23 protein-coding genes are annotated in these 24,276 nt (G+C 70.2%); 22 read left to right on the forward strand and 1 reads right to left on the reverse strand.

Annotated features, from left to right (window positions below):
* Positions 1 to 358: 358 nt before the first annotated feature.
* From OG897_RS39535 to OG897_RS39635, 21 genes are all read left to right on the forward strand, one after another.
* Positions 359 to 1,846: a ParB N-terminal domain-containing protein gene (locus OG897_RS39535; protein ID WP_266665120.1), complete on the forward strand. Its 1,488-nt coding sequence runs from the start codon at positions 359 to 361 to the stop codon at positions 1,844 to 1,846.
* Positions 1,847 to 2,967: 1,121 nt separating this feature from the next.
* Positions 2,968 to 3,825, forward strand: coding sequence for a methyltransferase (locus OG897_RS39540; RefSeq protein WP_266665122.1), 858 nt, complete (start codon positions 2,968 to 2,970; stop codon positions 3,823 to 3,825).
* An 851-nt stretch (positions 3,826 to 4,676) separates the two neighbouring features.
* A complete protein-coding gene (locus tag OG897_RS39545) occupies positions 4,677 to 5,531 on the forward strand; it encodes an ArdC family protein (RefSeq protein WP_266665124.1) in 855 nt (284 codons plus the stop codon).
* Between the two features lie 54 nt (positions 5,532 to 5,585).
* Positions 5,586 to 5,801: a hypothetical protein gene (locus tag OG897_RS39550; RefSeq protein ID WP_266665126.1), complete on the forward strand. Its 216-nt coding sequence runs from the start codon at positions 5,586 to 5,588 to the stop codon at positions 5,799 to 5,801.
* A gap of 3 nt (positions 5,802 to 5,804) precedes the next feature.
* Positions 5,805 to 6,071, forward strand: a complete 267-nt coding sequence (locus OG897_RS39555; RefSeq protein ID WP_266665128.1) for a hypothetical protein — start codon at positions 5,805 to 5,807, stop codon at positions 6,069 to 6,071.
* 116 nt (positions 6,072 to 6,187) lie between these two features.
* Positions 6,188 to 6,463 carry a hypothetical protein gene (locus tag OG897_RS39560; protein ID WP_266665130.1) on the forward strand — a complete coding sequence of 92 codons (276 nt, stop codon included), beginning with the start codon at positions 6,188 to 6,190 and terminating at the stop codon, positions 6,461 to 6,463.
* Positions 6,464 to 6,527: 64 nt separating this feature from the next.
* Positions 6,528 to 6,923 (forward strand): hypothetical protein, encoded by a 396-nt coding sequence (locus tag OG897_RS39565; protein ID WP_266665132.1) that lies wholly within the window; start codon positions 6,528 to 6,530, stop codon positions 6,921 to 6,923.
* An 838-nt stretch (positions 6,924 to 7,761) separates the two neighbouring features.
* Positions 7,762 to 8,565, forward strand: a complete 804-nt coding sequence (locus OG897_RS39570; protein WP_266665134.1) for a hypothetical protein — start codon at positions 7,762 to 7,764, stop codon at positions 8,563 to 8,565.
* 59 nt (positions 8,566 to 8,624) lie between these two features.
* On the forward strand, positions 8,625 to 9,239 hold the full coding sequence (locus tag OG897_RS39575) for a hypothetical protein (protein ID WP_266665136.1): 615 nt from the start codon (positions 8,625 to 8,627) through the stop codon (positions 9,237 to 9,239).
* A gap of 819 nt (positions 9,240 to 10,058) precedes the next feature.
* Positions 10,059 to 10,628, forward strand: coding sequence for a hypothetical protein (locus tag OG897_RS39580; RefSeq protein WP_266665138.1), 570 nt, complete (start codon positions 10,059 to 10,061; stop codon positions 10,626 to 10,628).
* A 99-nt stretch (positions 10,629 to 10,727) separates the two neighbouring features.
* A complete protein-coding gene (locus OG897_RS39585; RefSeq protein ID WP_266665140.1) occupies positions 10,728 to 11,495 on the forward strand; it encodes a hypothetical protein in 768 nt (255 codons plus the stop codon).
* Positions 11,496 to 11,616: 121 nt separating this feature from the next.
* A complete protein-coding gene (locus OG897_RS39590) occupies positions 11,617 to 13,131 on the forward strand; it encodes a hypothetical protein (protein ID WP_266665142.1) in 1,515 nt (504 codons plus the stop codon).
* A gap of 55 nt (positions 13,132 to 13,186) precedes the next feature.
* A complete protein-coding gene (locus OG897_RS39595) occupies positions 13,187 to 14,215 on the forward strand; it encodes a phosphoadenosine phosphosulfate reductase family protein (protein WP_266665144.1) in 1,029 nt (342 codons plus the stop codon).
* A 241-nt stretch (positions 14,216 to 14,456) separates the two neighbouring features.
* Positions 14,457 to 15,575, forward strand: coding sequence for a hypothetical protein (locus tag OG897_RS39600; protein WP_266665146.1), 1,119 nt, complete (start codon positions 14,457 to 14,459; stop codon positions 15,573 to 15,575).
* 649 nt (positions 15,576 to 16,224) lie between these two features.
* Entirely contained in the window at positions 16,225 to 16,641 is a 417-nt protein-coding gene (locus OG897_RS39605) for a DUF6211 family protein (RefSeq protein WP_266665148.1), read from the forward strand.
* A gap of 40 nt (positions 16,642 to 16,681) precedes the next feature.
* Positions 16,682 to 17,503 (forward strand): hypothetical protein, encoded by an 822-nt coding sequence (locus OG897_RS39610; protein ID WP_266665150.1) that lies wholly within the window; start codon positions 16,682 to 16,684, stop codon positions 17,501 to 17,503.
* Positions 17,504 to 17,507: 4 nt separating this feature from the next.
* Entirely contained in the window at positions 17,508 to 18,212 is a 705-nt protein-coding gene (locus tag OG897_RS39615) for a hypothetical protein (protein WP_266665151.1), read from the forward strand.
* Positions 18,213 to 18,487: 275 nt separating this feature from the next.
* Complete coding sequence (locus OG897_RS39620; protein WP_266665153.1) at positions 18,488 to 19,270, forward strand: ParA family protein; 783 nt, start codon at positions 18,488 to 18,490, stop codon at positions 19,268 to 19,270.
* 364 nt (positions 19,271 to 19,634) lie between these two features.
* The gene (locus tag OG897_RS39625) at positions 19,635 to 19,763 is read left to right on the forward strand and encodes a hypothetical protein (protein WP_266665155.1); all 129 of its coding nucleotides are present in this window, start codon (positions 19,635 to 19,637) and stop codon (positions 19,761 to 19,763) included.
* A gap of 113 nt (positions 19,764 to 19,876) precedes the next feature.
* Positions 19,877 to 20,191, forward strand: coding sequence for a hypothetical protein (locus OG897_RS39630; protein ID WP_266665157.1), 315 nt, complete (start codon positions 19,877 to 19,879; stop codon positions 20,189 to 20,191).
* Positions 20,192 to 20,435: 244 nt separating this feature from the next.
* Entirely contained in the window at positions 20,436 to 22,652 is a 2,217-nt protein-coding gene (locus tag OG897_RS39635) for a hypothetical protein (protein WP_266665159.1), read from the forward strand.
* Positions 22,653 to 22,977: 325 nt separating this feature from the next.
* Here the strand turns inward: OG897_RS39635 and OG897_RS39640 are convergent, their stop codons facing one another.
* Positions 22,978 to 23,778: a GntR family transcriptional regulator gene (locus tag OG897_RS39640; protein ID WP_266665160.1), complete on the reverse strand. Its 801-nt coding sequence runs from the start codon at positions 23,776 to 23,778 to the stop codon at positions 22,978 to 22,980.
* A 272-nt stretch (positions 23,779 to 24,050) separates the two neighbouring features.
* Between OG897_RS39640 and OG897_RS39645 the strand changes: the two genes are divergently transcribed.
* Positions 24,051 to 24,188, forward strand: coding sequence for a hypothetical protein (locus OG897_RS39645; protein ID WP_164494657.1), 138 nt, complete (start codon positions 24,051 to 24,053; stop codon positions 24,186 to 24,188).
* Positions 24,189 to 24,276: the final 88 nt, after the last annotated feature.

A 24,276-nucleotide genomic window follows, 5' to 3' on the forward strand; every position in this document is an offset into this window, starting at 1 on the left:
TCGGTCGGTCACCCTTCGGGCTACCACCGAACCTGCGGGGGGTGCCAGGCCGAGCCGCTTCGCGGTCGCTTCGCGAGCCTGGCACCCCCCGCAGAACCGGCGGTACGGCGGAGCTGCCCGACCGACCGAGGGGAGCCCCCGCCCACCGGGCGGAGTTGTGGCGGAGGCCGCCGGGCGAGGCCCGCGCGGGTGGGGCGGAAACCGCCGCTGACCTGCGGAAAGATGTGATGCAGGTCACCCGTTCGGAGGGCTGTTCCGGGTGGACTCAGGCACTCAAATAAGGCAGAATTAGTGATGTCGGAAGGGGATGGCAGCCCCGGACGGCAGACCCTGAACCTTCAACACCAAGGACGACGACGTGACGACCGAGACCGTCGAGCAGACCATCCAGACCCCCTTCCGATTCGAGGACGTTCCGCTTTCCCAGCTCACCGCCCACCCCGGCAACGTCCGTGAGGACCTGGCGGTCCACGACCGATTCCGCCGGAGCCTCCGCAAGAAGCTGCGGACGCCGCTGCTGGTGACCCCGCAGGCGGACGGCACGTACAAGGTGATCGACGGTCACCGCCGCCTGCTGGTCATGATCGAGGACAAGTGGGAGACCGTCCCCGTCGTGATCGACGACAGCCGGGCCGAGGACGAGGCCGGGCAGTACGTGGACATGGTCACCACCGCCGAACAGCGGGTCGGCCTGAACACGCGCGAGAAGGCCGCCGCCCTCTTCCAGGCGAGCGAGTTGGGGGCCGGGGTCAAGGCCATCGCGACCGAGACCGGGTGGACGCAGAAGGACGTGAAGACCGCCGTGCAGGTGGGACGCGCGGCCAAGACGATGGAAGCGGCCCAGGCCGTCCAGTACGCCTGGACGCTCGACCAGCTCGAAGCGCTGGCCGAGTTCGAGGACGACCCGGAGGCCCTGGCCGAGCTGACCCAGGCAGCGCAGGGCAATAACTTCGCCTACCGTCTGCGCAGGCTCCGCGACGACCGGGAGGAGGCGGCGCGGCTGGCCAAGGAGCGGGCCGAGGCCGTCGCCGCCGGGCTGACCGTCATTGACGAGTACGAGGCCCTGCCGGACAGCGCTACCCGGATTCACGAACTGCGGACCCACGACGGCGCGAAGACGATCAGCGAGGAGGAGCACAAGGCGTGCCGGGGGCACGTCGTGGCCCCGGCGGAGTACGGCTCCCACTGGGTGACGTACTGCCTGAAGCCTGCCCTTTACGACCACGCCGTCTACCAGTCGCCCGGCAGCACCACGGCGACCACCAAGGCAGAGGACAAGGAGGCCCGCCAGCGCATCATCCAGGGGAACAAGCACTACAAGGCCGCCACCGCAGCCCGCCGCGAGTGGCTGAACACCTGGATGACCCGCAAGACGTTCCCGCGCGACGCGCAGGTGATCATGGCGCGGTTCGTCGCGGAGTCGACCCTGCGCGGCGACGATCTCGGCATCGGTGACATCACCAGCGAGGACGGGACCCGCATGGTCCGCGAATGGCTCGGCATCGCGGACGCCTCCCGGGCGAACACGATGACGGCCGAGATCGTGGCGCAGGCGGACGCCCGCCGCCTGGCGCTGTTCCCGTTCATGGCCTGCGTCGCGTCGTACGAGAAGACGACCGGCCACAAGGACAACCGGCCCTGGCGCACGGACCGTCAGGGTCTGAGCAGCAACACGCGGAAGCGGATCGGCGCGTACCTCTCGATGCTGGTTCAGCTGGGCCACTCGGTCACGCCGATCGAGCAGGCCATCATCGACGGCCAGGAGTACGACGGCACCGAGCACGCGGCGAAGGTCTCCGTCGAGAAGGCGAAGGAGACGGGACAGGAACAGCTCAACTCGAAGTGACCGCAGGCCGGGAGGGGGAGTCCCCTCCCGGCACCGCGCACGGCCGCACCGGCATCCGAGCGGTGTCGCCGTGCGCGGCGGCGGTAGCGGGCACGCCTGGCGGCGTGGCGGTGTTGTGGCCCGGTGCGTGCTCGCCGGCCCCGGCCTCCTTCGTCGGCCGGTGCCGTCGGCACCGGGCCGTGGACGCGCCTGGCGGCGCGGCCCCTCTTTCTGGCCCCTTCGGGGCCGGGGGTCCGCTGGCGCGGACCGGGCCCTCCTTCGTCGGGCCGAACGGACACGCCTGGCGGCGTGGCTGTTTCCGTTCGGGTCCGCTGGCGCGGACCGCCGGTCTGTCCGCGCCGGCCGAGGCGGAGTCCGGGCTGCACCTGGTCGTCGGGGAGTTGGTCCGCCTCCGGCGGACGAGTGCCGGTGCCTCCGGCACCAGCAGCGGTGCGGCCCGCTCCGCGGGCCGTGGCAGTGTCGGCGCTTCGCCCCGAGGTGCGGAGCTCCGCACCGCACGGGGTCCGCTGCGCTGGACCGGTCAGCAGTGCGCGCTTCGCGCGGGTGCCGTCGCTCCGCGACGACGGCGAGGGACACCCCGCTCCGCGGTGCGGGCCCGCTACGCGGACCGACCGAACCCATCGACGCCACCACCGGGGTGCACCTGGTGGTGGCGAAGGACCGCCTCCGGCGGGGGCCCTTACTCCCAAGGGGCTTGGCCGCGCGACGAGTTGGGCACCCGGTGGGTGGCTGGGGTGTGGGGGTGGCCGGGGTCTCCCCTCGGCCGGTCGGTCACCCGGAGGGCTACCCGGAACCCGGCGGGGCCGCCAGGCCGGGGCCGCTTCGCGGTCGCTTCGCGAGCCTGGCAACCCCGCCGGAACCCGGGTACGGGCGGAGCCTGCCCGACCGACCGAGGGGAGCCCCCGCCCACCGGGCGGAGCCGTGGCGGATGCCGTCGACCAGGCCGCCGCCGGTGGGGCGGGAACCGCCCCTGAACTGCGGAAATGTGTGATCCAGATCACCCCGCCGGACCCCCTTTTCAGGTGGACCCGGACCCGTAAATAAGGCAGAATTAGTGATGTCGGAAGGGGATGGCAGCCCCGGACGGCAGACCCCGAACCTTCAACACCAGGGAGAGCGAGATGGCGAAGCTGACCAAGGAGCAAGAGCGACTGCACCGCGAGGCGTCGCGGCTGGTCAAGCTGACCCGCGACCTGACGGAAGAGGAGCGGGAAACCGTGCTCGACCACTGGCAGGAGTCCAGCACGACCAGCAACAGCCTGGACGGCGCGTTCTTCACCCCGGAGGATCTGGCGCTCGACCTCCGGCTGGAGGTGAACGGAGAGCGGGTCATCGACCTGTGCGCGGGCATCGGTCGACTGGCTTGGGCCGTACAGGACAAGTGGCACCGGCGGTTCGAGGGGAGGCCGCCGCGCGAGGTGGTGTGCGTCGAGAGAAACCCCGCGTACGTCGAGGTCGGGCGGAAGGTCGTGCCCGAAGCCCGCTGGATCTGTGCGGACGTTCTCACCCTGGACCCGAAGATCCTGGGGCGGTTCGACTACGCGGTAGCCAACCCCCCCTTCGGTCGAGTGGAGCGGAGCGGGAACGGTCCGAGGTACCGGGGCCCGAACTTCGAGTTCCACGTCATCGACATCGCGTCGACCCTCGCACGGAAGGGCGTGTTCCTCGTGCCGCAGCTTTCCGCCCCGTTCAAGGTCTCGGGCGTCCCCTACTACGAGGAGCAGCGCAGCACGGTGTACGAGCGCTTCCACCGGGAGACCGGATTCACCCTGTCGTCCCGCGTGGGCATCGACACGTCCGCCTACGCGGACGGGTGGCGAGGTGTCAGCCCGCGCACAGAGGTGGTGTTCGCTGACTTCGAGGACGCGGAAGAGGGGCTGTTGCCGGTCCCCGCCCCGCGCTCCGTGTCCACCCCGCGTGCCGCCGTGCCCAAGCCGACGGCGGCCACGTACGAGTACGTGGAAGCGGCGCTGTTCTGAGACGGCCTCTCTGCTGCCGTCCTGCCCTGCCCCAGTTGAGCTGGCCGGGGCAGGGCGGGGTCGTCGTGCGCCACGGCGGTAGCGGGCACGCCTGGCGGCGTGGCGGTGTTGGTGGCCCGGTGCGTGCTCGCCGGCCCCGGCCTCCTTCGTCGGCCGGTGCCGGCGGCACCGGGCCGTGGACGCGCCTGGCGGCGCGACCCCTTTGTCCGGCCGCGGGGCGGCCGGGGTCCGCTGGCGCGGACCGGGCCCTCCTTCGTCGGGCCGAACGGACGCCCCTGGCGGGGCGGCTGTTTCCGTTCGGGTCCGCTGGCGCGGACCGCCGGGACCGTTCGCGCTGGCCGGTGCCGCTACCGGGCTGCACCAGGTGGCCGGTCGAGGCGAACATCAATGCCTCCGGCGGGCGCCGGGCCTGCCCAAGGGGTGCGGGGGCGGTACGCCGAGTACGGCCCGGTGGGTGGCTGGGGTGGAGGGGTGGGCGGGGGCTCCCCTCGGCCGACCGGTCACCCTTCGGGCTACCACCGAACCTGCGGGGGGTGCCAGGCCGAGCCGCTTCGCGGTCGCTTCGCGAGCCTGGCACCCCCCGCAGAACCGGCGGTTGGGCGGAGCTGCCCGGCCAACCGAGGGGAGCCCCCGCCCACCGGGCGGAGTTGTGGCGGAGGCCGCCGGGCGAGGCCCGCGCGGGTAGGGCGGAAACCGCCGCTGACCTGCGGAAATGTGTGATCCAGATCACCCCGCTGGACCGCCGTTTCAGGTGGACTCAGGCACTCAGATAAGGCAGAATTAGTGATGTCGGAAGGGGATGGCAGCCCCGGACGACAGGCCCGAACCTTCAACGCAAAAGGACAAACCCGATGGGGTACAGGAAGCTCGCGCCGGAAGCCCGGCGAGAACTCGGCAGGCAGCGCACCGCCGAACTGGCGGATCTTCTCCAGGCCGGATACGCAGCTATGGGGCGCCGCGACGTGTGGGCGGCGGTCATGAGGGCGGGAGCCGTCCATCTGAACCACCGCGGACCTGTCAACGCCATCGCCATCGGCCTCCAGGCCCCGGAGGCGACGCGCGTACTCGGCTACAAGGCATGGCAGGACGAGGGGCGGCAGGTTCGCAAGGACGAGACCGGCATCCGGATCTGGGGGCCCATGCGAGGGCGGCGGGGGGACGAGCCGTCGACGCTGGACGACCCCGAACAGCAGGACGAGGCACCGGCGCGTGGGTGGGTCTCGAACGCGGTCTTCGACATCTCGCAGACCGACGGCCCGCCGGTCAAGCCCCGCCCGCTCTCCGGCAGCCCTGCCCAGGTGATCCGTAACCGGCTGATCGCCGCTCTGACCGCCCAAGGGGACCACCGCGCCTTTCTGGTCAACGGGGTGCCCGCCGAGGCGATCGACCCGGAGGACGCCTCCCGGGCCCTGCTGCTGAAGGTCGCCCGGACCGCCATCGAGTCCACGGGCGGAGTCGACGCCGAGCAGGTCGAGGCCGAGGCGGCAGCCGCCTCCCACGTCGCCGCCCGCATCCTCCGAGTGCCGCCGGGCCCCCTGCTGGTCCCGCCGTCCGCCGGATGGATCACCGCCGACCCGAAGAACCCGCCCGTGAAGACCAGCGCCGTACGGGCGATCACGGTCGGCCGCAGCCTCGCGCAGCTGATCGGGGATGTCTGCCCCTGCTGCGACGGCACCCGTCACGCGCTCGACCGCGCCGAAGCCTGACAGCCCCCGGGCCGGTGCCAGTCGGCACCGGCCCCCACTCCCCGAGAGGTAGACGTGAACACCGAAGCAGCCCAGCCCCAGGCCCCCGCCATCGAGGAGGCCCACCCCCGCACCAGCACCGTGCGGCACCGCACGCTTCCCCTGATCCTCGGAACCGTCACCGGATACGGCACCGACCCCTTCACCGGCGACCGGCTGGCCATGGTCGTCTGGCCCGGCATGGTCAAGTCGGCCGGATACAGGGCGGACGAGATCGCGCAGGAGGCGTAACCCGTGCGGCAAGAGGACGTCGAGCGACTGCACGCGGAATCCCGCGTCCACCCCGTGCACGCGCCGGAGGCGGACGGGGCCGGAGAAGTTCCCATGATCACGCTGGGCGGAGTGCAGGTGTCGGTATACGTCGTGCTGGACCCAGACGGCGAAGCCCGTATGCGCCTGTCGGTCGACCTGGACGAGGCGTCGCCGGATCTACTCAACAGTGCGGGAGTCCTCCCGGCGGAGCTGCTGATGGGTGGACAACGCGTGTGGTGGGGAAGCTAGAAACACGCACGTCACAACGTTGACGCAGTCTCTCGAATAAGGCAGAATTAGCATTGCCGGGAGGGGATGGCAGCCCCTCCCGGCAACAGCCCGAACCTTCAACACCGGGAGACTGCATGTCATACGCAGATGAAGCGGCCCGCATCGCAACCGCCGTGGCCGGTCTACCCGTCAGGGTCCGCAAGTGGGTGCCGGATGCCCGAGACCCCCGCCGACGCTTCGCCGGATGGGAGCCCGCCCAGGTCGCCGGTCCGGCCGCCGAAGGCGACTCCCTGGCGTGGGGGATCGAGTACAGCGACGGCCGCGAGGCGTCCGTTCAGTGGCCCGACGTCATGTTCTCCGCCGAGACCTTCCAGGAGGCAGTCAGCCGACTCACCAGCAGCACTGCCTGACCCGCCGGAGGGAGAGAGGCAGCTCTCCCCCGGTCCAGCACCCAAACCTTCAACAGGAGTTCACATGACCACGACCCTTGAGCAGATGACCGCTTTCATCGTCGGTGACGCCGACGACGCAGCGCTGGAGCACATCATCGAGGCCGTCAACACCCGACGCCGGGGCGACCGCATCAAGGCGGAGACCGTTGCCGCCGCGACGGTGACGAAGGGGGCCACGGTGGAGCTTGCCAAGCTCTCCCCCGCGTACCTCAACGGCCTTAAGGGGATCGTCTCCGAGGTCGACCGCCCCCGTCGCGGCAAGCCGCGTGCCACCGTGACGCTCGACGCGGACAGCACGGACGTCCTGCGCTACAACGGAAGCCGTAAGTTCTTCGTCGCCCCCGGCGTCACGAACTACGACCTCCACGGCGTCCCGCTCACCTGCTGCGTGACGGCCGAGGCGTCCGCCGCCGAGTAGTACCCGCCGCGCGACGCGGCCCGTCCCCGCCGAGTCGGCCGGGGCCGGGCCGCGTCGTGCTGTACGGCGGCGGTAGCGGGCACGCCTGGCGGCGTGGCGGTGTTGTGGCCCGGTGCGTGCTCGCCGGCCCCGGCCTCCTTCGTCGGCCGGTGCCGTCGGCACCGGGCCGTGGACGCGCCTGGCGGCGCGGCCCCTCTTTCTGGCCCCTTCGGGGCCGGGGGTCCGCTGGCGCGGACCGGGCCCTCCTTCGTCGGGCCGAACGGACGCCCCTGGCGGGGCGACGGCATCCGTTCGGGTCCGCTGGCGCGGACCGCCGGTCTGTCCGCGCCGGCCGGTGCCGCCACCGGGCTGCACCTGGTCGTGGTGAGAAAGATGGACGCCTCCGGCGGGCCCTTACTCCCAAGGGGGTGGGGGCTCGTCGTGTGTGTGCGGGCCGGGAAGTGGCTGGGGTTGGGGGGTGGCCGGGGGCTCCCCTCGGCCGGACGGGCACCCTTCGGGCTACCACCGAACCTGCGGGGGGTGCCAGGCCGAGCCGCTTCGCGGTCGCGCAAGCGCGAGCCTGGCACCCCCCGCAGAACCGGCGGTACGGCGGAGCTGCCCGACCGACCGAGGGGAGCCCCCGCCCACCGGGCGGAGTTGTGGCGGAGGCCGCCGGGCAAGGCCCGCGCGGGTGGGGCGGAAACCGCCGCTGACCTGCGGAAAGATGTGATGCAGGTCACCCCGCCGGACCCCCGTTCCGGGTGGACTCAGGCACTCCAATAAGGCAGAATTAGTGATGTCGGAAGGGGATGGCAGCCCCGGACGACAGACCCCGAACCTTCAACACCAGGGAGACGACATGATCACCAGCACCCCCTACTACCGCACCGGTGGAGTCGTCTCCTTCCACCGCAAGGGCCCCCGGATCGCGGAGGGCCGGGACGTTCCCCTCACCGTGGTCCCGATGCACCCCAAGGAACTCCGGCACTACGACTGGTTGCTCGAAGTGCTCCAGGAGGACGGCTACCACGGCGACATCGTGGCCGCCAACGTCTACTTCGCCGACACGGACGCCTTTCTCGGAGTCTTCTTCAGCGACGGCCGCCGGGCGCACGCCGAGTGGTGGGACGACGTCGTTCTTCACGACCTGGAGTTCGTCGCCGAGGTCCGCACCCCGCAGATCGCTCTGAACTACATGGTGGACCGGTGGAACTGGATGCACGGTCGCGTGCTGCCCACCCGTGAGCCCTGGGAGGACGACGAAACGCTGGCCAGTCGCCGCAGGGAAATCCTGAAGGCCCACACCGTGGCAGGCCGCCCCTCCCCGTCCGCCGAGACCCTGACGAAGGCCATTGCTGCCGACGAAGCCGTCGCCGCAGAGAAGGCCCGAGCCGACGCCGAGAAGCGCGCCGCGTACGAAGCGGCGACCCGCAGCAGCGCGTTCGGATTCGACGTCGCCCTGGCCGATCCGTACCGCGTCATCGCCCTGGCCAAGGCCGGACGGCCAGGCCGATGTGACCACCCCCGCTGCACGCAGCCCGCGCCTGTGGCCATCGAGGCGGACCCGTGGATCAAGCGGGACCCCGCCGACCGCCGCCCCGTCCGTATCCGGGCCTGCGCGTTCCACTTCCTGAACGCCATTGACGCGGTGTTCGGGTCCTGACGCCACCCCGCCCGCCGGGCCCGCCCCTGGCGGGCCCCGCACCTTCGACAGAGGAGATCATGATGAGGACCGCAGCGGACGAGACCGAGGTGTACCGGCTGGTCCCACGCCTGAAGACGATCACGGTGAAGGGTGCCGACGTGCAGCCTGGTGATCACCTGTACCAGTACAAGCACCAGGCCGGTGTCAGGGTCGGGGCGATGTGGTGCGGCCGTGTGCCCGGAGGCACGGAATGGGACCGCTACCGGGTGAACTTCCGGCAGGCAGACTTCCCGTGGAGCTACAGCAGCATTAGCCCCCTGATGGAGTACCCCGTTCAGAGGTCCGGGGTCTACGTCGAGGGGTGGAGTCCCGAGGACTGCGAGAAGCGCCGCAACGAGCTGTTCGAGGAGTTGCGGCGGGTCGAGATCGACGGCGAGGACGCCGAGCTGCGGCCGATCTTCGACCCGGACCGTCGGACCTACTCCGTCCAGCTCTGGACGCGGGAAGAGCTCACGGCGACCCACGGCGCCACCGACAATTTCCGGTACTCGGACGAGCCGCTGGAGGCCATCGATGCGTTCCTGAGTGAACAGGGCATCAGCCGCGCGATCACGGACGACGAGGCGTTCCGAGTGCGCGCCGGTCTCAAGTACGCCAGGGGCGGCATGGAGTGGGCCGCCTTCACCAGCTGACCGCCGCGACGCCGCACCGCCCCCGCCGAGCGGGCCGGGGGCGGGGCGTCGTCGCGGCGGTAGCGGACGCCCCTGGCGGGGCGGCGGTGTTTTGGCCCGGTGCGTGCTCGCCGGCCCCGGCCTCCTTCGTCGGCCGGTGCCGTCGGCACCGGGCCGTGGACGCGCCTGGCGGCGCGGCCCCTCTTTCTGGCCCCTTCGGGGCCGGGGGTCCGCTGGCGCGGACCGGGCCCTCCTTCGTCGGGCCGAACGGGCGCCCCTGGCGGGGCGGCTGTTTCCGTTCGGGTCCGCTGGCGCGGACCGCCGGTCTGTCCGCGCCGGCCGAGGCGGAGTCCGGGCTGCACGAGGTGGCGAGGAACGAATGACCGCCTCCGGCGAGGGCCCTTCACTCCCAAGGGGCTGGGGTGCATGGCGAGTTGAGGTCCGGTGGGTGGCTGGGGTGAGGGTGGGCGGGGGCTCCCCTCGGCCGGTCGGTCACCCGGAGGGCTACCACCGAACCTGCGGGGGGTGCCAGGCCGAGCCGCTTCGCGGTCGCGCAAGCGCGAGCCTGGCACCCCCCGCAGAACCGGCGGTTGGGCGGAGCTGCCCGACCGACCGAGGGGAGCCCCCGCCCACCGGGCGGAGCCATGGCGGAGGCCGCCGGGCGAGGCCCGCGCGGGTGGGGGTAGAAATCGCCGCTGACCTGCGGGAACGTGTGATGTAGATCACTCGCCGAAAGGGTCTCCAAGGCTGGACTTTGACCCCAAAATAAGGCATTATTAGTGATGTCGGAAGGGGTGGCAGTCCCTCCCGGCAACCCGAACCTTCAACACGGGAGCAACGATGTACGCAGAGCTGAAGACCGAGACCCCGCGCGAGATCGGCGGATTCGCCCTCTATCTGGCCACCACCTACGCGTGGACCGAGGGGCACCCCCGGCTGGTGACGGCCGCCGCCGACATCAACGCGGCATGGTGGACCGTCCGCGCGGCCGACGTGTCGGACGAGCTGACCGTCAGTCAGTCGTCGGACTCGGAACTGGTCCGGCTGCTCGACGCCACGGACGGCACGGTGGTCACCACGATCGTCCCCGTCCCCGCTGGGATGCTCGACCACCACACCCCCACCCTCGCGGAGGCCCGCACCATCCCCCTCGCCGCCCGGTGGGTGAGCAGCAAGCTGTTCACCGGCCAGTCGATGGCCGAGCCCGAGAGCGCCGACCGGTACGAGGTGCGCGACCTGCTGGTCCGGGCTGCCCGCCGGGGCGAGACCGTCGCGACGAGCCCGGACCTGATCATCGTCCGTGACCCCGAGAACCGGCCCGTCGCGTTCCTCCGCGATGGATGGCACCCGCAGAACGCCCGCCCCTCCGCCCCTGGCCTGAGCGCACTGCTCAAGCGCCGCCGCCGGTAGAACCCCGGTGGGCCCGCCCGGTGGCAGCCGGGCGGGCCCACCCCACCAGGGGCTTTGGCAGAAGCCCCACCCGAACCTTCAACGCAGGGAGACAACGAGATGGCGACGAACGACGCCCCCGACACCCCGAAGAAGCGGTACAGCATCGGTGACCGGTCCATGGGCGGCCGGTACCCCGTCACGGTCGACGGGAAGCTGATCGGTCACATCTACCGCTGGCACGGCGACTGGCACGCGCGTGTGCTGGGCCAGGTCGAGGAGAGCCAGCACGAGAACCGCGACAAGGCCGCCGCCCACCTGGACACCGTCACCCAGTCCGGCGCCACCCTTCCCGAGACCGAACAGGCCGGTGACGCGGCACTGGAGGGCATCGTCCCGTGGCTGCACCCGCGGATGGCGCCGACCCGGCGCAACATCCTGAGCGCGGGCATCTGCCTGGGCAGGCTCGATGAACTGGCATGGGACCCCAAGCATGGCTATCCCGGGTCCGACAACCCGTTCGAGATGAAGGATCTGATCTGCGGCTGGGTCGGAAACCGCTGGTGGAGCCACCTGCGCGGGCGGAACGGTGACCCGACGCCGCGTCCCGCGTGGCGGCACGAGGGATGCAAGGTCCCGTTCGAGGAGCAGGCCGCCCGCGTGGCCGAGCTGGTGGGCAAGCGCCCCACCCAGTGCCCGTGCGAGACCGGCCACCCGACCGAACGCGAGGCAGTGACCGGCCTCCTGGACGAGGCCGACCGCGCCCGCAAGGCCGGTGACATCGAGGCCCTGCGCGCTCACCTCACCCGGCTGCTCGGTCCCTGCCCGGCGGCGCCGACCCGCGCCGCGGTGATGCGGGACATCGTCAAGCCCCCGCAGAAGGGCTGACCTGCACCGGGGGCACGGGCCTACGCCCGTGCCCCCGGCGACAGGGCGGCGATCGAGTCGCCCGCCACGAGCGCCGCCGTCCGCCGGCGCGAAGCCACCCGACCCGAGGAATCAACTCCCCGTGCCCGCAACTGCCCCGCCCGCAGCCCTCTTTGACCTGCCCGAGCCCTCGGAACGGACCACGTTCGGCCGGTCCTCCGGCATGACCGTGCTGAGCTACGGACTCGGAGCCGACAGCACGGCCATCCTGATCGAGTTCCTGGACCACCCCGAGCGCTACGGACTGGCCACCGACCTCTCCGACTTGATCGTGATCCACGCGGTCACCGGCGACGAATGGCCGGACACCCTGGACTACGTCGACCGGCTGGTCCTGCCGCGCCTCCGCCGGGCCGGGGTCCGGCTGGTACAGGTCGCCCGCGCTGGCCGCCAGGACGCGGACGGCGTGGTCGTCCTGGACGACAGCCGATCTCCCCGACGGATCTTCGCGCGGGGGCCGTGGTGCCTGAGCGACGAGCTCCGGGAGGCCGGAACCGTCCCCCAGATCGCCAACGGGCGGAGGACGTGCAGCATTCGCTTTAAGGGCTGGTGCCTGGACCAGTGGACAGAGGCCGAGTTCGGCGGTGCGAGTTACCGCCGGGTGATCGGCTACCACTACGGCGAGCTGAAGCGCGCGGAGAAGGACAGCCGCATCCAGCGCGAGCACAACAGGGCCGCGGGCCGGACCATCTGCGAACCGTTCTATCCCCTGATCCTGGCCCGTCAAGACCGGGCGGACGTCGAGCGGTACGTCCTGGAACGGCTCGGAGAGCCGGTGAAGAAGAGCTACTGCGCACAGTGCCCCTTCAGCGGCGTGTGTGCGAGCAGGGAAGCCCACGAAGCGCGTCTGCGGGACCATCCGCACATCGCCGCGGACGTCATGAGGATGGAGCACGTCGCGATGGCGCTCAACGAGCGCTCCAGCCTGTACGGGACGGACAGCCTGTACCGCAGGCTCACCGAGGACGGCCGTAACCACCCCGTGCTCAGCGCCTTCGAGGAGTCGTTGGACCAAGCCCCGTACGCGGTCTACGAGGTGCGGAGGATCTACTACGCGGCGCGTACGCCGGACTGCCGCACCCATCACGGCCGGTCCTGCCGGTCACCGAAGTGGTGGTGCCGACAGCCGCGGACCGAGCAGTGCCGGGCCGATCACCCCACCGGTGAGGACTTCGAGCCGTGGTGCCCCGGGCACCGCGAATGCCGGGGACCGGCGAAGAAGGGCCCCGCCTGGAGGTCGGTGCGGACCGTCTGGGAAGGCGACCGCCGCACCGCCGAGCAGCTGGTCCGGCAGTTCGCCGCCCGCCACGGGCTCGCCCTGGAGCGCGGGGAGACGTCAGGCATCCAGCGGGCCCACTACCTCACCGCCGACGGCGGGTTCCCGACGGCCTCCGCCTTCGCCGTCGCGGCGCCGGCCGGAGTCCGCGACAAGCAGCGAAAGCACTTCGAGGAGGCATGGACCCGGCACACCGGGGACGTCGGCACCCGCTGGAACCCGCTCCGTCCGCTGCCCGCGCCCGAACCCCCACGCCCCACGGGCGGAAAGCCGCTGATCCGCCGGGCCAAGACGATCGGCGGCGTGACCCTCATCGCCTGATCCACCCCGCGGGCTCCGGAACGGCCGGAGCCCGCCCAACACCGAGGAGAGCAAGATGAGTTACACCGATCCGGTCGCTTTCGCCGCGACCCGGCACCGCATTGTGATCAATCTGTCCGGCGGGAAGGACGGCGTGATCGCGGGCGCCAAGGCGATGGACGCCGCCCGCCGGGCCGGGGTCGCCGACCGCGTCTGGACCGCCCACGCCAGCCTGGGCCCGATGGAGTGGCCCGCCGTCACCGTGGACGGGGTCCGGTGGCCGAGCGCGAGCGAGCTCGCCGCCCAGCACAGCCAGATCCTCGGCGTCCCGCCGGAGCGGCACATCGAGGTCCGCCGCACCCGGCAGGTCGACGGCCGCACGGTCCCCTTCGATCTGCTCACGTTCATCGCCGAGCGCGGGGATTGGCCCTGGCTGGGCCAGGCCCGCACCTGCACGGGGCCGTGGAAGACGAAAATGGTGTTCGGGGCGTTCACCTCGCAGGTCCGAGCCATGCGCAAGGAGGTCCAGGGCCCGCTGATGTTCGCCAACGTCCTCGGCCTGAGGGCGGAGGAGAGCCGCGACCGCCGCAACCGGCAGGTGTGGCGCCGCACGACCGACAACTCCCACCGCGTGGTGGACGAGTGGCTGCCAGCCCACCAGGTGAGCACTGCCGACGTGTGGGCGTGGACCCTCGCGGAAGAGGTCCCGTACCACTGGTGCTACGACTCCCACCCCGGCGCCCGGGACCGTCGGGGGTCCAGCCGCTGTTCCTGCTCGACCTGCACGCTGGCCAACCACCGCGATCTGCTGCTGGGAGTCGCCCGCCGGCCCCGACTTGCCGAGCTGTGCGCATTGGTCGAACGGGTCAGGCAGGTCCCCTTCAACCCGAACATCACGATGGCCGAGCTGATCGAGCAGTCCCGCCGCCGCGACGCTCCCGACCCGGGCGTCCGCGTCGAGGAGAACGCCGACTTCGAGCGCATGGAACGGGACGTGCACGCCGCCCTCCGGCTGCCGCCGACGTACGAGTCCAAAGCCCGTACCGGGTCCGCCCCGCTGGTGCACGCCACCGGCGGGTGCGACACCTGCACCCTGACGATGTAGGCCCAGAGCAGGGACAACAGCGTTGACCCCGCCCCCTACATAAGGCAGAATTAGCTATGTCCGAAGGTGTGGCAGTTCCTTCGGGCAGACCCCGAACCTTCAACGACGAGGAGCCGCGATGAGCCCCACCGCGCTTACCGCGCTCTCCGCGGGGGCGGACCCGCCAGGTCCACCGCGACTGACCAACCCGCCGGCCCGGCCGTCCCGCACGGCCGGGCCGCGCCGCCCCCCAGGAGAACGCATGACCAGCATGTCCCTCACCTTCCCCGTCCGGACCGATCAACTGGCCACCCTGCGGCAGGCGATCGAGCAGGCGGACCGGCAGACCCGGGCACACGGGCTAGGCGGTTGCCACCTCACCCGCGGCCCTGTCGAGTCCATGCCGTGGCCCGACATCAACGGCGTTCCCATCGGTACCGTGGCCAGCCAGGACGTCACCGTGACGCTCCCCCTGCTGCAGTTCGAGGGGTGGACCGTCATCGCCCAGGTCGAGCACGACCCGGCGGCGGGCAGCGTTGTCACCGCACTCCCCCCGTACGAGGACGAGGCCGCCGACCGGATCGCGCACTGCGACGCCTGCGGAGAGCGGGGGGCCCTGACCAGCTATCTCCTCCGCCACGAGGACGGCAGCACGATGCAGTTGGGCACGACGTGCGCGGGCCCGTACGCGAATCTCCCCGTGGCCGTCCTGCGCGATCTGTGGCGCCTGATTCGCTGGTGCACGACGGTCGAGCCGTACGAGCCGGGAGAGGTGCCGCCGGATCTTCGGCTCCACGTCGACCAGGTCCTGGAGTACGCCGTCGCCCTGACGGTCCAGGCCGGGTACGTCAAGCGGGGCGAGGGCTGGACGACCGCCGAGCAGGTTCGCGCACTTCTGCTGGGCGGCGCCGGCCGGGAGGACCTGGACCAGCTGCACGAACACCTTCGAGCCGCCGAGGACGTCGCGGCCACGGCCGCCGCCGTCCGGGACTGGTGCCGTCGAGGCGACACCGCCGCGAGCGACTACCGCCACAAGCTGGCCCGCGCGGTCGCGCGGGACGTGGCGCCCGGAGACATCGGCCTGTTGGCGTCCGCGGTTCCGATGTATCTGCGCGATTCCCAGCGCCAGTTGACCGCGAAGGACCGCGAGTCGATCACGGCCACGGTGACGGAGGTCAGCCCACTCGCGAGCCAGTGGGGTGAGCGCCGCCGTATCCGTTTCACCGACGGTGCCGGGCGTCTATACGCGTGGGACTCGATGGCTCAGCCCTTCCCCGACGAAGGGCAGCGTCTCCGTGTCACCGGCCGGGTTGTGCGCAACGCGGTCCGGGAGGGCAAGGTCGAGACGTACCTGACCCGGTGCCGTGTCGCGCCGGCCTGAGCCTGGTCGACGGCGTCCGCCACGGCTCCGCCCGGTGGGCGGGGGCTCCCCTCGGTCGGTCGGGCAGGCTCCGCCCGTACCCGGGTTCCGGTGGGGTTGCCAGGCTCGCGAAGCGACCGCGAAGCGGCCCCGGCCTGGCGGCCCCGCCGGGTTCCGGGTAGCCCTCCGGGTGACCGACCGGCCGAGGGGAGACCCCGGCCGCCCCCACACCCCAGCCACCCACGGCCCGCACACGACGACGGAGCCCCCGCCCCCTTGGGAGTGAGGGCCCCGCCGGAGGCGGTCCTGTAGGTATGAAGAGAAGCCGGACGCGGGTAGTCCCAACCGTCCAGACAAGCCGTTGAGCTGGCATTTTGTGGCTTGTACCCCCCGATTTGAGGGGGCATAATTAGGGATTCCGACAGGTTTGAAACAGCCTGTCGGTGTCGTGCGGTCGTTCGCTTCGACCATGTCCGCCGAACGACTGGACAGGCAGTAACCGAGTAAGGCACGATTAGTGAAGTCGAGAGGTTCGATGCTCGACTCTTCCGCGGTGACGCGGGAGGAAGTGGGGCGGACGGCCAGCCCAATGGCAGTAGTGCTGACCGTCCTGAAGCCCCCTAGCCCCAGGCCCTTCAACAAAGCCCATATACCAGGAAGGCATCTACGCATGATGGTAAACGACGCGGAGCTGCACACGGCCCCCGCCCTTGACGACCTGATCACCCTGCACGCGGGCAACACGGCCGGTGTCGACCACGGCCCGCTCTACCGCATCGAGGACGGCCCCCTCCCCAGTGACGGGGGTTGGTTCATCCAGCTTGCGGACGAGACCGCCCCCGGCGCCCAGGACTGGGCAGCGACCATCCAGAGCCAGGACATCGACACGATCACCAGGCCGATCGAGTCCGGCGTCATGAACTGGAAGCACAAGGTCGACCAGGGCGACGAGGACCAGGTCGAGGAGGACGCGGACGAGGAGCCGGAGGTCGAGCACGGCCTGACGGAGTCCGGCGTGGTACTCCTGCCCCGCACCGCCGGCCACGACCAGCACCACCGCGACCAGGGGGCGGGCAATGACGACTGAAGCCCCGTCGCGAGACGGAAAGACAACGGAGGACTCCCTCATGGCCATTCTGAACGGGCGCCGGGTATCGACCCGCAGGGAGCTCGCGGACAAGCACGACCTGAGCATCACCCACCTGGAGAAGCTGTACCGAGAGCGGGAGGCGAACGGGCACCCCGAGCCCGTCCCGGACTCCGCCGGCCGGGAACTGACCTGGTACGACGCCGACTGGCGCCGCTGGTACAAGGACCACACGGGCACGGCGGGACTGGAGAGCCGCGCTGAGCTGCAGGAGCGCACAGGACTGGGCCGGAGCACGCTCGAACTGCTCTGGCGTGAGAGGGAGGACAACAAGCATCCCGAGCCGGAGAAGACGGTCGGGAACACCATGTACTGGAACTCCAAGGAGTGGGACCGCTGGTACAAGGGCTACCAGGCTGGCCAGGAGTGGCGGACGCCGATCGACCGCAGTGGCAACGCCGAGGACGAGATCACGCTCTCGCAGGCTGCACGGGTGCTGAACATGGAGCCCACGAGCATCACGAAGTACCCCACCCGGAAGCCGAAGCACTGGCCCGATCCCATCAGGGAGGAGGAGGCCGACAGCGGCCGCGTGAAGCGCTACTACCGCCGCGGGGACATCTGGACGTACGGCGAGCTCCGCGAGCGGGGCGGTGGCGGTCGCCCCGCTGGCACGGCCGGGACCACGCGCCGCTACCCCTACGACGGGGACGAGCGGCTGGAGAAGGCCCGAAAGGCATTGAAGGCGAACCCTGACATGTCCACCGCCAGGCTCGCGGGCGAGCTCGCCCGCGAGCACGGTGGAGCTGCCGGGACCTGGTCGCACATCGTCAGCAGCGCACGGCAGAACCCGGAGGACTGACCAGATGACCACCAGCGTCACCATCGCCTCCGACGTCATCGACCAAGTGGGCCTGGACCAGGCCGCGCAGTTCCAGAGCCGCATCACTGCGTTCGAGTGCGTGGAGTGCGGGACCGCAGGGGACGCCAGGACGGAGCCCGCCGTCGTCGTGCTGCGTCGCAGCCCCGGCCTGTCCCATCTGGGAGTCGCACACCATCGCTGTGCGGACTCGCAGGTACGGGACTACGGCCCGGGAGCCCTGGCCCTCACGGAGGAGACCGAACTGGTCCCTCGCGCCATCGGCCTGCCCACGGTGGACGGCACCAAGCCCGCCCTGCTGCTTGCCTTCGTGGAGCAGGTGGCAGTCACCGAGGGCGGGCAGACTTACGACCCGGTAGTGAGGCAGCTGGTCTCGGAAGGTCTGCACGAGTTGCCAGGATTGGGCAAGGCCGCCCCGGACAGTCCTGGCTGGCGCATCGCCCTCGGCTCGGAAGGTCTCGTTAGGGTGCAGTCGGAAGCGCGGGTGCACCTCCGGGGTTACGTCGTGGTGCCGCCGCCCTGGTTGCGCCTGGCAGCCCCCGCACGAGCTGTGACACTACTGTTCGGCAGCCTGTCCCATGAGGACATTTATGCTGACCAGCCACCTTATCGGGCCTACGCTGCTGCCCTGCGAGACGGGCGGATGGTCGGAGGAACCGTCAGGTTGGAGACAGGCGTGGGTGCTTCCTGATCTCGCCTTGCGTGAAAGAGGGGCGGACCGCGTCACATGACGCGGTCCGCCCCTCTTTCTGTCGAGACGTTCTGACTCGCGGCGGGGCTGATATGGGGCTACCGGCCCGCGTCAGACCGGTACGGTCGCATCGACAACGCTCTAGGTACCGTTCGAGCACAGTCCCCCGAAAACGCGAACGCCGGGAGAGCCCCCGGCGTACGCAGTCGGAACCCACCCGTAGAAGGAGAGAGAACCGTGAAGTACCACCATAACCAGCCCGAGGGAACACAGCGATGACGTCAGACGCGTTGGTGGAAGCCAGCATCGAGACCGTCGGCCACCAGGTCACCCCGTTTCCCGTGCAGGAGCCAGAGACGAAGTGTGTCGTCGGATGGAAGGGCGGGATCGGCAAGACGACCCTCGCTCAGGAGCTGGCCTACTTGGACGACGGTGTGGGCGGCGACATGGACTGGTCGAAGGGGGGTCTGTCCAAAGGCTGGGGCTACAACGAAGAGACGCGAACCGGAGCTCCGCTGATCGAAGCCTTCGAGAACGACCGGACGCCCAGGCCGCTGCGAGGCGGTCCGCGCAAGCTGGACCTGATCCCCGGCCACAGCACCTTTGGTGAGTTCCAGCCTTCCCCTGAGGTCGTGAAGACTTCCCTCATTCGCTGGGCAGAAGAGCTGAAGAGGAAGATCACCTGGGATACGCACCCTGATGCCTGCGCCTCTACCCACGGCGCCCTGGCAGCTTCGCGTGTCGCGGTAGTCCCCGTCATCCTGAAGACGCGAGAGATGGCATCGCTGGAGCATCTGCTTCAGGACATCAGCGACTACCCGCTTCTCTTGGTCCCCTACATGGTCCCCAAGTCGGTCCCGACCTGGCACAAGGACGAGCTGAAGCGGCTGGCGAAGAAGTTCCAGGTGCCCGTCGGCCCCATCGTCTCCGAGTACGCGTGGGTCGGCGTGCGTCGCAAGCGCGTGGCCATCTGCTCTGAGCCCGTCTTCAAGAAGGAAGAGGCGTTCGTGGAGCAGATGAAGAGGGTTCACCAGGCGGTGGTCCGTTATGGCAACTGAGGAGAAGCAGGCAGTGGAAGAGGGACAGGGCACGGACGAGCTGAACGGTCTGGACGAGCTCGACCAGAAGCAGAGGGGGCGTAGCCGGACGCGTCCGCCGGCCCCTGCTCACCAGAAGGCCCCTGCGGCTCCCCAAGGGGAAAAGCGGGGGGAGAAGCAGGCCCCCGCCGCTTCAAGCTCAGCTGGAAGGGAGGTTGCCACCGTTCCGGCAGCCGCACTTCCCACTCCCGGATACGTTCCCTCCCAGGTCTCCGTCAACGACGGCCAGGGGTGGGAGATGGGGCCGGGACGCCCTGAGAACCTTCCCTCAGCGGCCGAGGTGCTGAACCAGCGCTCACCAAGGAGGGAGTCCCTGGATGCTTCTGTGGCTGCCGATCTCCGCCTGAAGAAGCGACTGAAGCGATTCGCGCTGGACAACGACGTGGATCACCTCCCTATGGGTGACATCGTCACCGTCGCCCTGGACGACTGGCTCACCTCCCGAGGATTCTGACCCTCTCTCCTCCCTCCCGGCAGTCCCACGGGAGGGAGGAGGAGCGGATGACTATTTCAATAGTCGCCTATGCTGATAGCTAGTCGCCTATTGATCCGCCAGGAGGTTCGGACTTGAGTGCCAAGGAACGCCAGATCGCTTCCCTGCGTGCCATCGCGGACGAGTTGGAGGCCGAATCCTCCGAAGAGGAAGGAAGTGACCCTTACGAGGCACACCCCGACACTCTTCGGATCATCGAGTCAAGGGGAACGAAGAGGGGGCAGTTCAACTACTCGGTACCGCAGGAGCTGGACCTTCAGCGTCGCATTCGCAGGTACCACGTAGAGCACGGAACTCAGCACGGCGACGTCGTGGCTCTAGCGCTCGATAGCTGGCTCAGGTCCCAGGGCTTTCCCCCTCCCCCGTCTTCCGTAAGAGATGAGAAGTGAGCAGGGAGCCCTCCGTGGAAGTTCATGCAGGGATCTTGACAAGCAAGGAAAAGTAAGGCATAATTAGGGATAGCGCAAGAGGTTGATGCGTGTCCATTAAGCACGAAACCCCGGGTGCCACTGCTTGGAGGGCAGGCATCCCGGGGTCTCACACCAGAGACGAGGCTCCGATGTCGTACTTCAGTATCACCCCAGAATGGGGTGGACGTGCACCTTCCGGTGCTCTGCTGCCGGAGGTGGGGGCGTGAACGTGCTTCCCCGTATTCACGCCGTGGCGGAGTCCCTGGGTGTGCCGCCGTGGACGGTCGCTCTCGGCGGAGTGCTCGCGGGCGTGGCGGCCCTGGCCCTGCTGATCCTGGTCGTGCGCCTGGCCGGCCGGGCGGCGACGCGAGCGGTCGAGAAGGCCCGCCGCGACGATGACACCGAGGCCCGTGCCCGGGTCATGGCCATGATTGACGACCGCTGGCGGACCATCGTCGGCATCTGCGGCATGTCCGTCAGCATGTACGGCCTGTACGGGTTCGCCGAGGACACCGCGGGGCTGCCGCTGCTGTTGAGGATCTTCTTCATCGCGATCTTCGATGGTGCGGAGATCGGCCTCATGTTGGGCCTGGCGCGGTCCCTGGCCGCCCAGGATGTCCCGCGGTGGACCGAGGGCATGATCCGGTCCCGGCGGATGGCGTGGGGCCTGGTGGCGCTCTCGGCGGCGGCGAACTGGGTGCACGCGCCGGAGGGCGGTGGCCTGTGGGCGAAGGTGGCCCTGGCCGGTGTGCCGGTGGTGTCGATCAAGCTGCTGGAGCATGGGCTGGACCTGCGGATCGCAGAGCTGGCGAAGGCCGAGGAGGAGGACGGCGTCCGGCCGGGCCCCCTTCGTCTGTTCGTTCTGCTGTGGCGCCGGATCTGGATCGCGGCTTTCGCGTGGCTGGGTCTGGACACGACGTCTACGACCAGTGAGACCTCCCGCCGACTGTTGGCTCAGCGTGCGGCCCGTGCGGTCATCGTGCTGGCCCGTGCCCAGAAGCGTGCCGACCGTACGTTCCGATTCGGCTGGCGGAAATCGCTGGCCGACCGGGCGGTGGACCGGCGGACCGAGGACGCGGCGGTCGCACTGGACCGCGCGGACGCCCCGGTCAACGTCGACCAGGCTCTTGCCGTGGTCCGGCGGACCATGGGCCACATGCAGGCCGGGCGGCTGGGACGGCTCGACTACGCGGATGTCGACGACGTGGTGAACACCGTGGTCTCGCTGCCCGCGCTGCAGCAGAAGGTCACGCAGAAGCTGGAGGAGCAGAAGGCCGAGGTTCAGGACGAGCTGCGTGCAGCGGAGCGGGCCGCCAAGCAGGAGCGGGACGAGGCCGTGGCCGCGCTGGAGGCGGAGCGGGAGGAGCACACTCGGCTTCAGGCGGAGCGGCAGCAGGAGCGTGAGCGCTTCGAGGAACTGGCCGAGCAGCTTCGTCAGCAGGCCGAGCAGCTTCGCACCGAAGCGGAGCAGGCGAAGCGTGAAGCGGCCGAGCAGGTTCAGCTTGTCCGTGACGCCGTCGAGCAGAGTGCGACGCGTGAAGCGGAGGACCGCCGAGCGGAGCGGGAGACCACCGAGCAGCGGGCCGAGCGTGAAGCGAAGCGGTGGCACGAGCAGACCGAGCAGCTTCGTGACGAGGCGAAGCGGCAGCTTCAGGAGCAGGCGGAGCGGTTCGAGCAGCAGAGCGCCGAGCAGGTCCGTACGGAGCGGGACCGGTGGAGCAGGGAGCTGGAGCAGCTTCGCACCGAAGCAGAGCGGCAGCTTCGCGCGCAGGCCGAACAGCTTCGCACCGAAGCGGAGCAGGCGAAGCGTGAAGCGACCGAGCGGGTCGAGCGCGAAGCGGCCGAGCGGCTGGCGACGGAGCGGGCCGAGGCGGAGCGGAAGATCGAAGCGAAGCAGGCCGAGGCGGAGCGCGAGATCGAAGCAGAGCGCGCCGAGGCGAAGCGCAAGATCGCCGTTGCGCAGGAGCAGGCGGAGCAGCTTCAGGCTCAGCTCGACGCGAAGCAGGCGGAGTCGGAGCAGACCGCGCCGGCCGGGACGGCGGCGGAGCAGCCGCGGACGCCGAAGCCGAGGGAGGCGTCGAAGCCGACGCTGACCAAGGGCTCGCTGAAGCAGCTCTTCATCCAGCGGGTGCACGAGCTGTGCGAGCAGGGCGAACCCCGTCTGCTCGGACCGGCGGTGACCCCCCGCACCCGTACCGATGTCGCGTACCAGGTGCAGGCTGAACTGGGGCTGACGTCGCAGGGGACGGCCCGCACCTACATGCAGGAAGCGATGGAGCGCTGGGAGGCCGCCCAGCAGGCCGCGGCGGAGAAGAAGGCGCCTGCCAAGACGGCCGAGGCCGCCAAGGACAAGGGCAAGGGCAAGCTGTTGGACACCTTCGGGCGTCCGATCGCAGACCTGGACGCGCTGGAATCGAAGGGGGCCCTGGCGCGGATCTGATCTAGACGCAAACGGGGGGCTGGTCGGACCTGGAAAGGGTCCGGCCAGCCCCCCGTTTTACTGCCCGCCGACCTCCTTGGCGCGGCGTCGCAGGAGGCCCTGAGTGCCGTTCTACGGCTCTGCTGGCAACCCCCCGGCCGGAGGTTCGGAGTCGTCCCGGACGGGCGTCCAGCGGCCCCGAGGCCGGTTCCGAGTCGAGGGGTGAGGAGCTGGTAGGCCGGTAGGTAGGTGGTAGGTAAGCGCCGGTAGGTGGCATCTGACCTGCGGATCTACCCGACTACCGGGCGACGGGACGCGCCGGCCCGACCAGTTGGGGAGCGGGGTGTCAGGCGGTGGTGGTCCACCGGTAGGAGAGCGACCACAGGTGTGCGGGGAGCACGCTGACGGTGACCGCCACGGTCCGGTCGGCGGTGGCAGCGGTGCGGGTCAGGTGGATGACCCTGTTGTCCGCGTCGATCTCCAGCGCGGTCGCTTCGTGCTCATGCGGCGGGCGGACGTTGACGGTCTCGGAGAAGTCCGTGGGCCGGTGCCCGAGCTCGGCCAGAAAGCCTTGTACGCCTCGGGGGCCGAGGTCTGGGTGCTCCAGGTCGGTGTGCCGTGCGATGTCGAGCGGCAGGTAGGTGACTGCGAGCTGGACGGGAGTGCCGGGATCGGCGGGCGCGGAGCCGGCCGCCACGGCGAACGTCCGCGTCTCGCGGACGAGGGCCTGCCCATGCCGCTTCAGGCCGAGTAGATCGGCCAGGTCCTGTGGGGCCCGCTCTGTGCGGACCTCGGGGAAACGGCGGGCGACGAGTCCGAGCGTGCGCAGCTCCGCTTCGAGCGCGTCGTCCGAGCCCTCCGCTTCACCGTCGGGGCCGGAGCGGAGCAGGACGTCCGTCCGCCGGGTGATCCGCTTCAGCAAGCGGGAGACGTAGGCCCCGGACCCCTTGCGCGTGGTCACCAGGCCCTCGGCGGCGGCGACCCGGACGGCCCGCTCTACAGCGGAGCGGGTGCACCCCAGATGGTCGGCCAGTTCGGCAGCGGCCGGGAGCCGGGAACCGGGTTCGTACGTGCCGCCCGTCACGGCGTCCCGCAGTCGCTGAGCGACGTGACGGAACTCCGGGGTGGCGGACGGGTGCTGTGTCATGAGCTGAGCGTAAGGCTCCGCAGCAGATCACTCAATCTCCCGAGGAGATTTCTAAATCTCCCGTGGAACTTGATTGACCTCCCGTGGAGGTTGGCGTTTACTAGAGGTATCGCAGGACGCCAACGCGCTTGCTGCGAAGTCGCCTTACGCGACAACGGCCCCGCCGGTGCTGAGCACCAACGAGGCCGGATGCACCTCGGAGCGACCCCCTACCGCCAAGCAGATGGGCCGCCCCGAGTCCCTATCCCAACGCATGGAACAGGACTCACATCATGGCAGAGCAGAAGACCAACACGCCGCAGAAGAGCTACCTGCGGACGGGGCAGCCGGGTATCCCCGTGCCGGGAGCCGGCCGGACGGACGGCCGCCTCCGTCAGGGCGACGAGATGATCCCGCAGAAGCGTCGCTGACTGCTGATCGCCACTCGTGTGCCTGGCGCTGATCAGCAGCCCCACGGCACAGGCAGGGCTCTCACCCCGCAGCGTCACCGGCCGCGAC

Origin of the sequence: Streptomyces sp. NBC_00237, assembly GCF_026342435.1 — a bacterium.
Classification (GTDB): domain Bacteria; phylum Actinomycetota; class Actinomycetes; order Streptomycetales; family Streptomycetaceae; genus Streptomyces.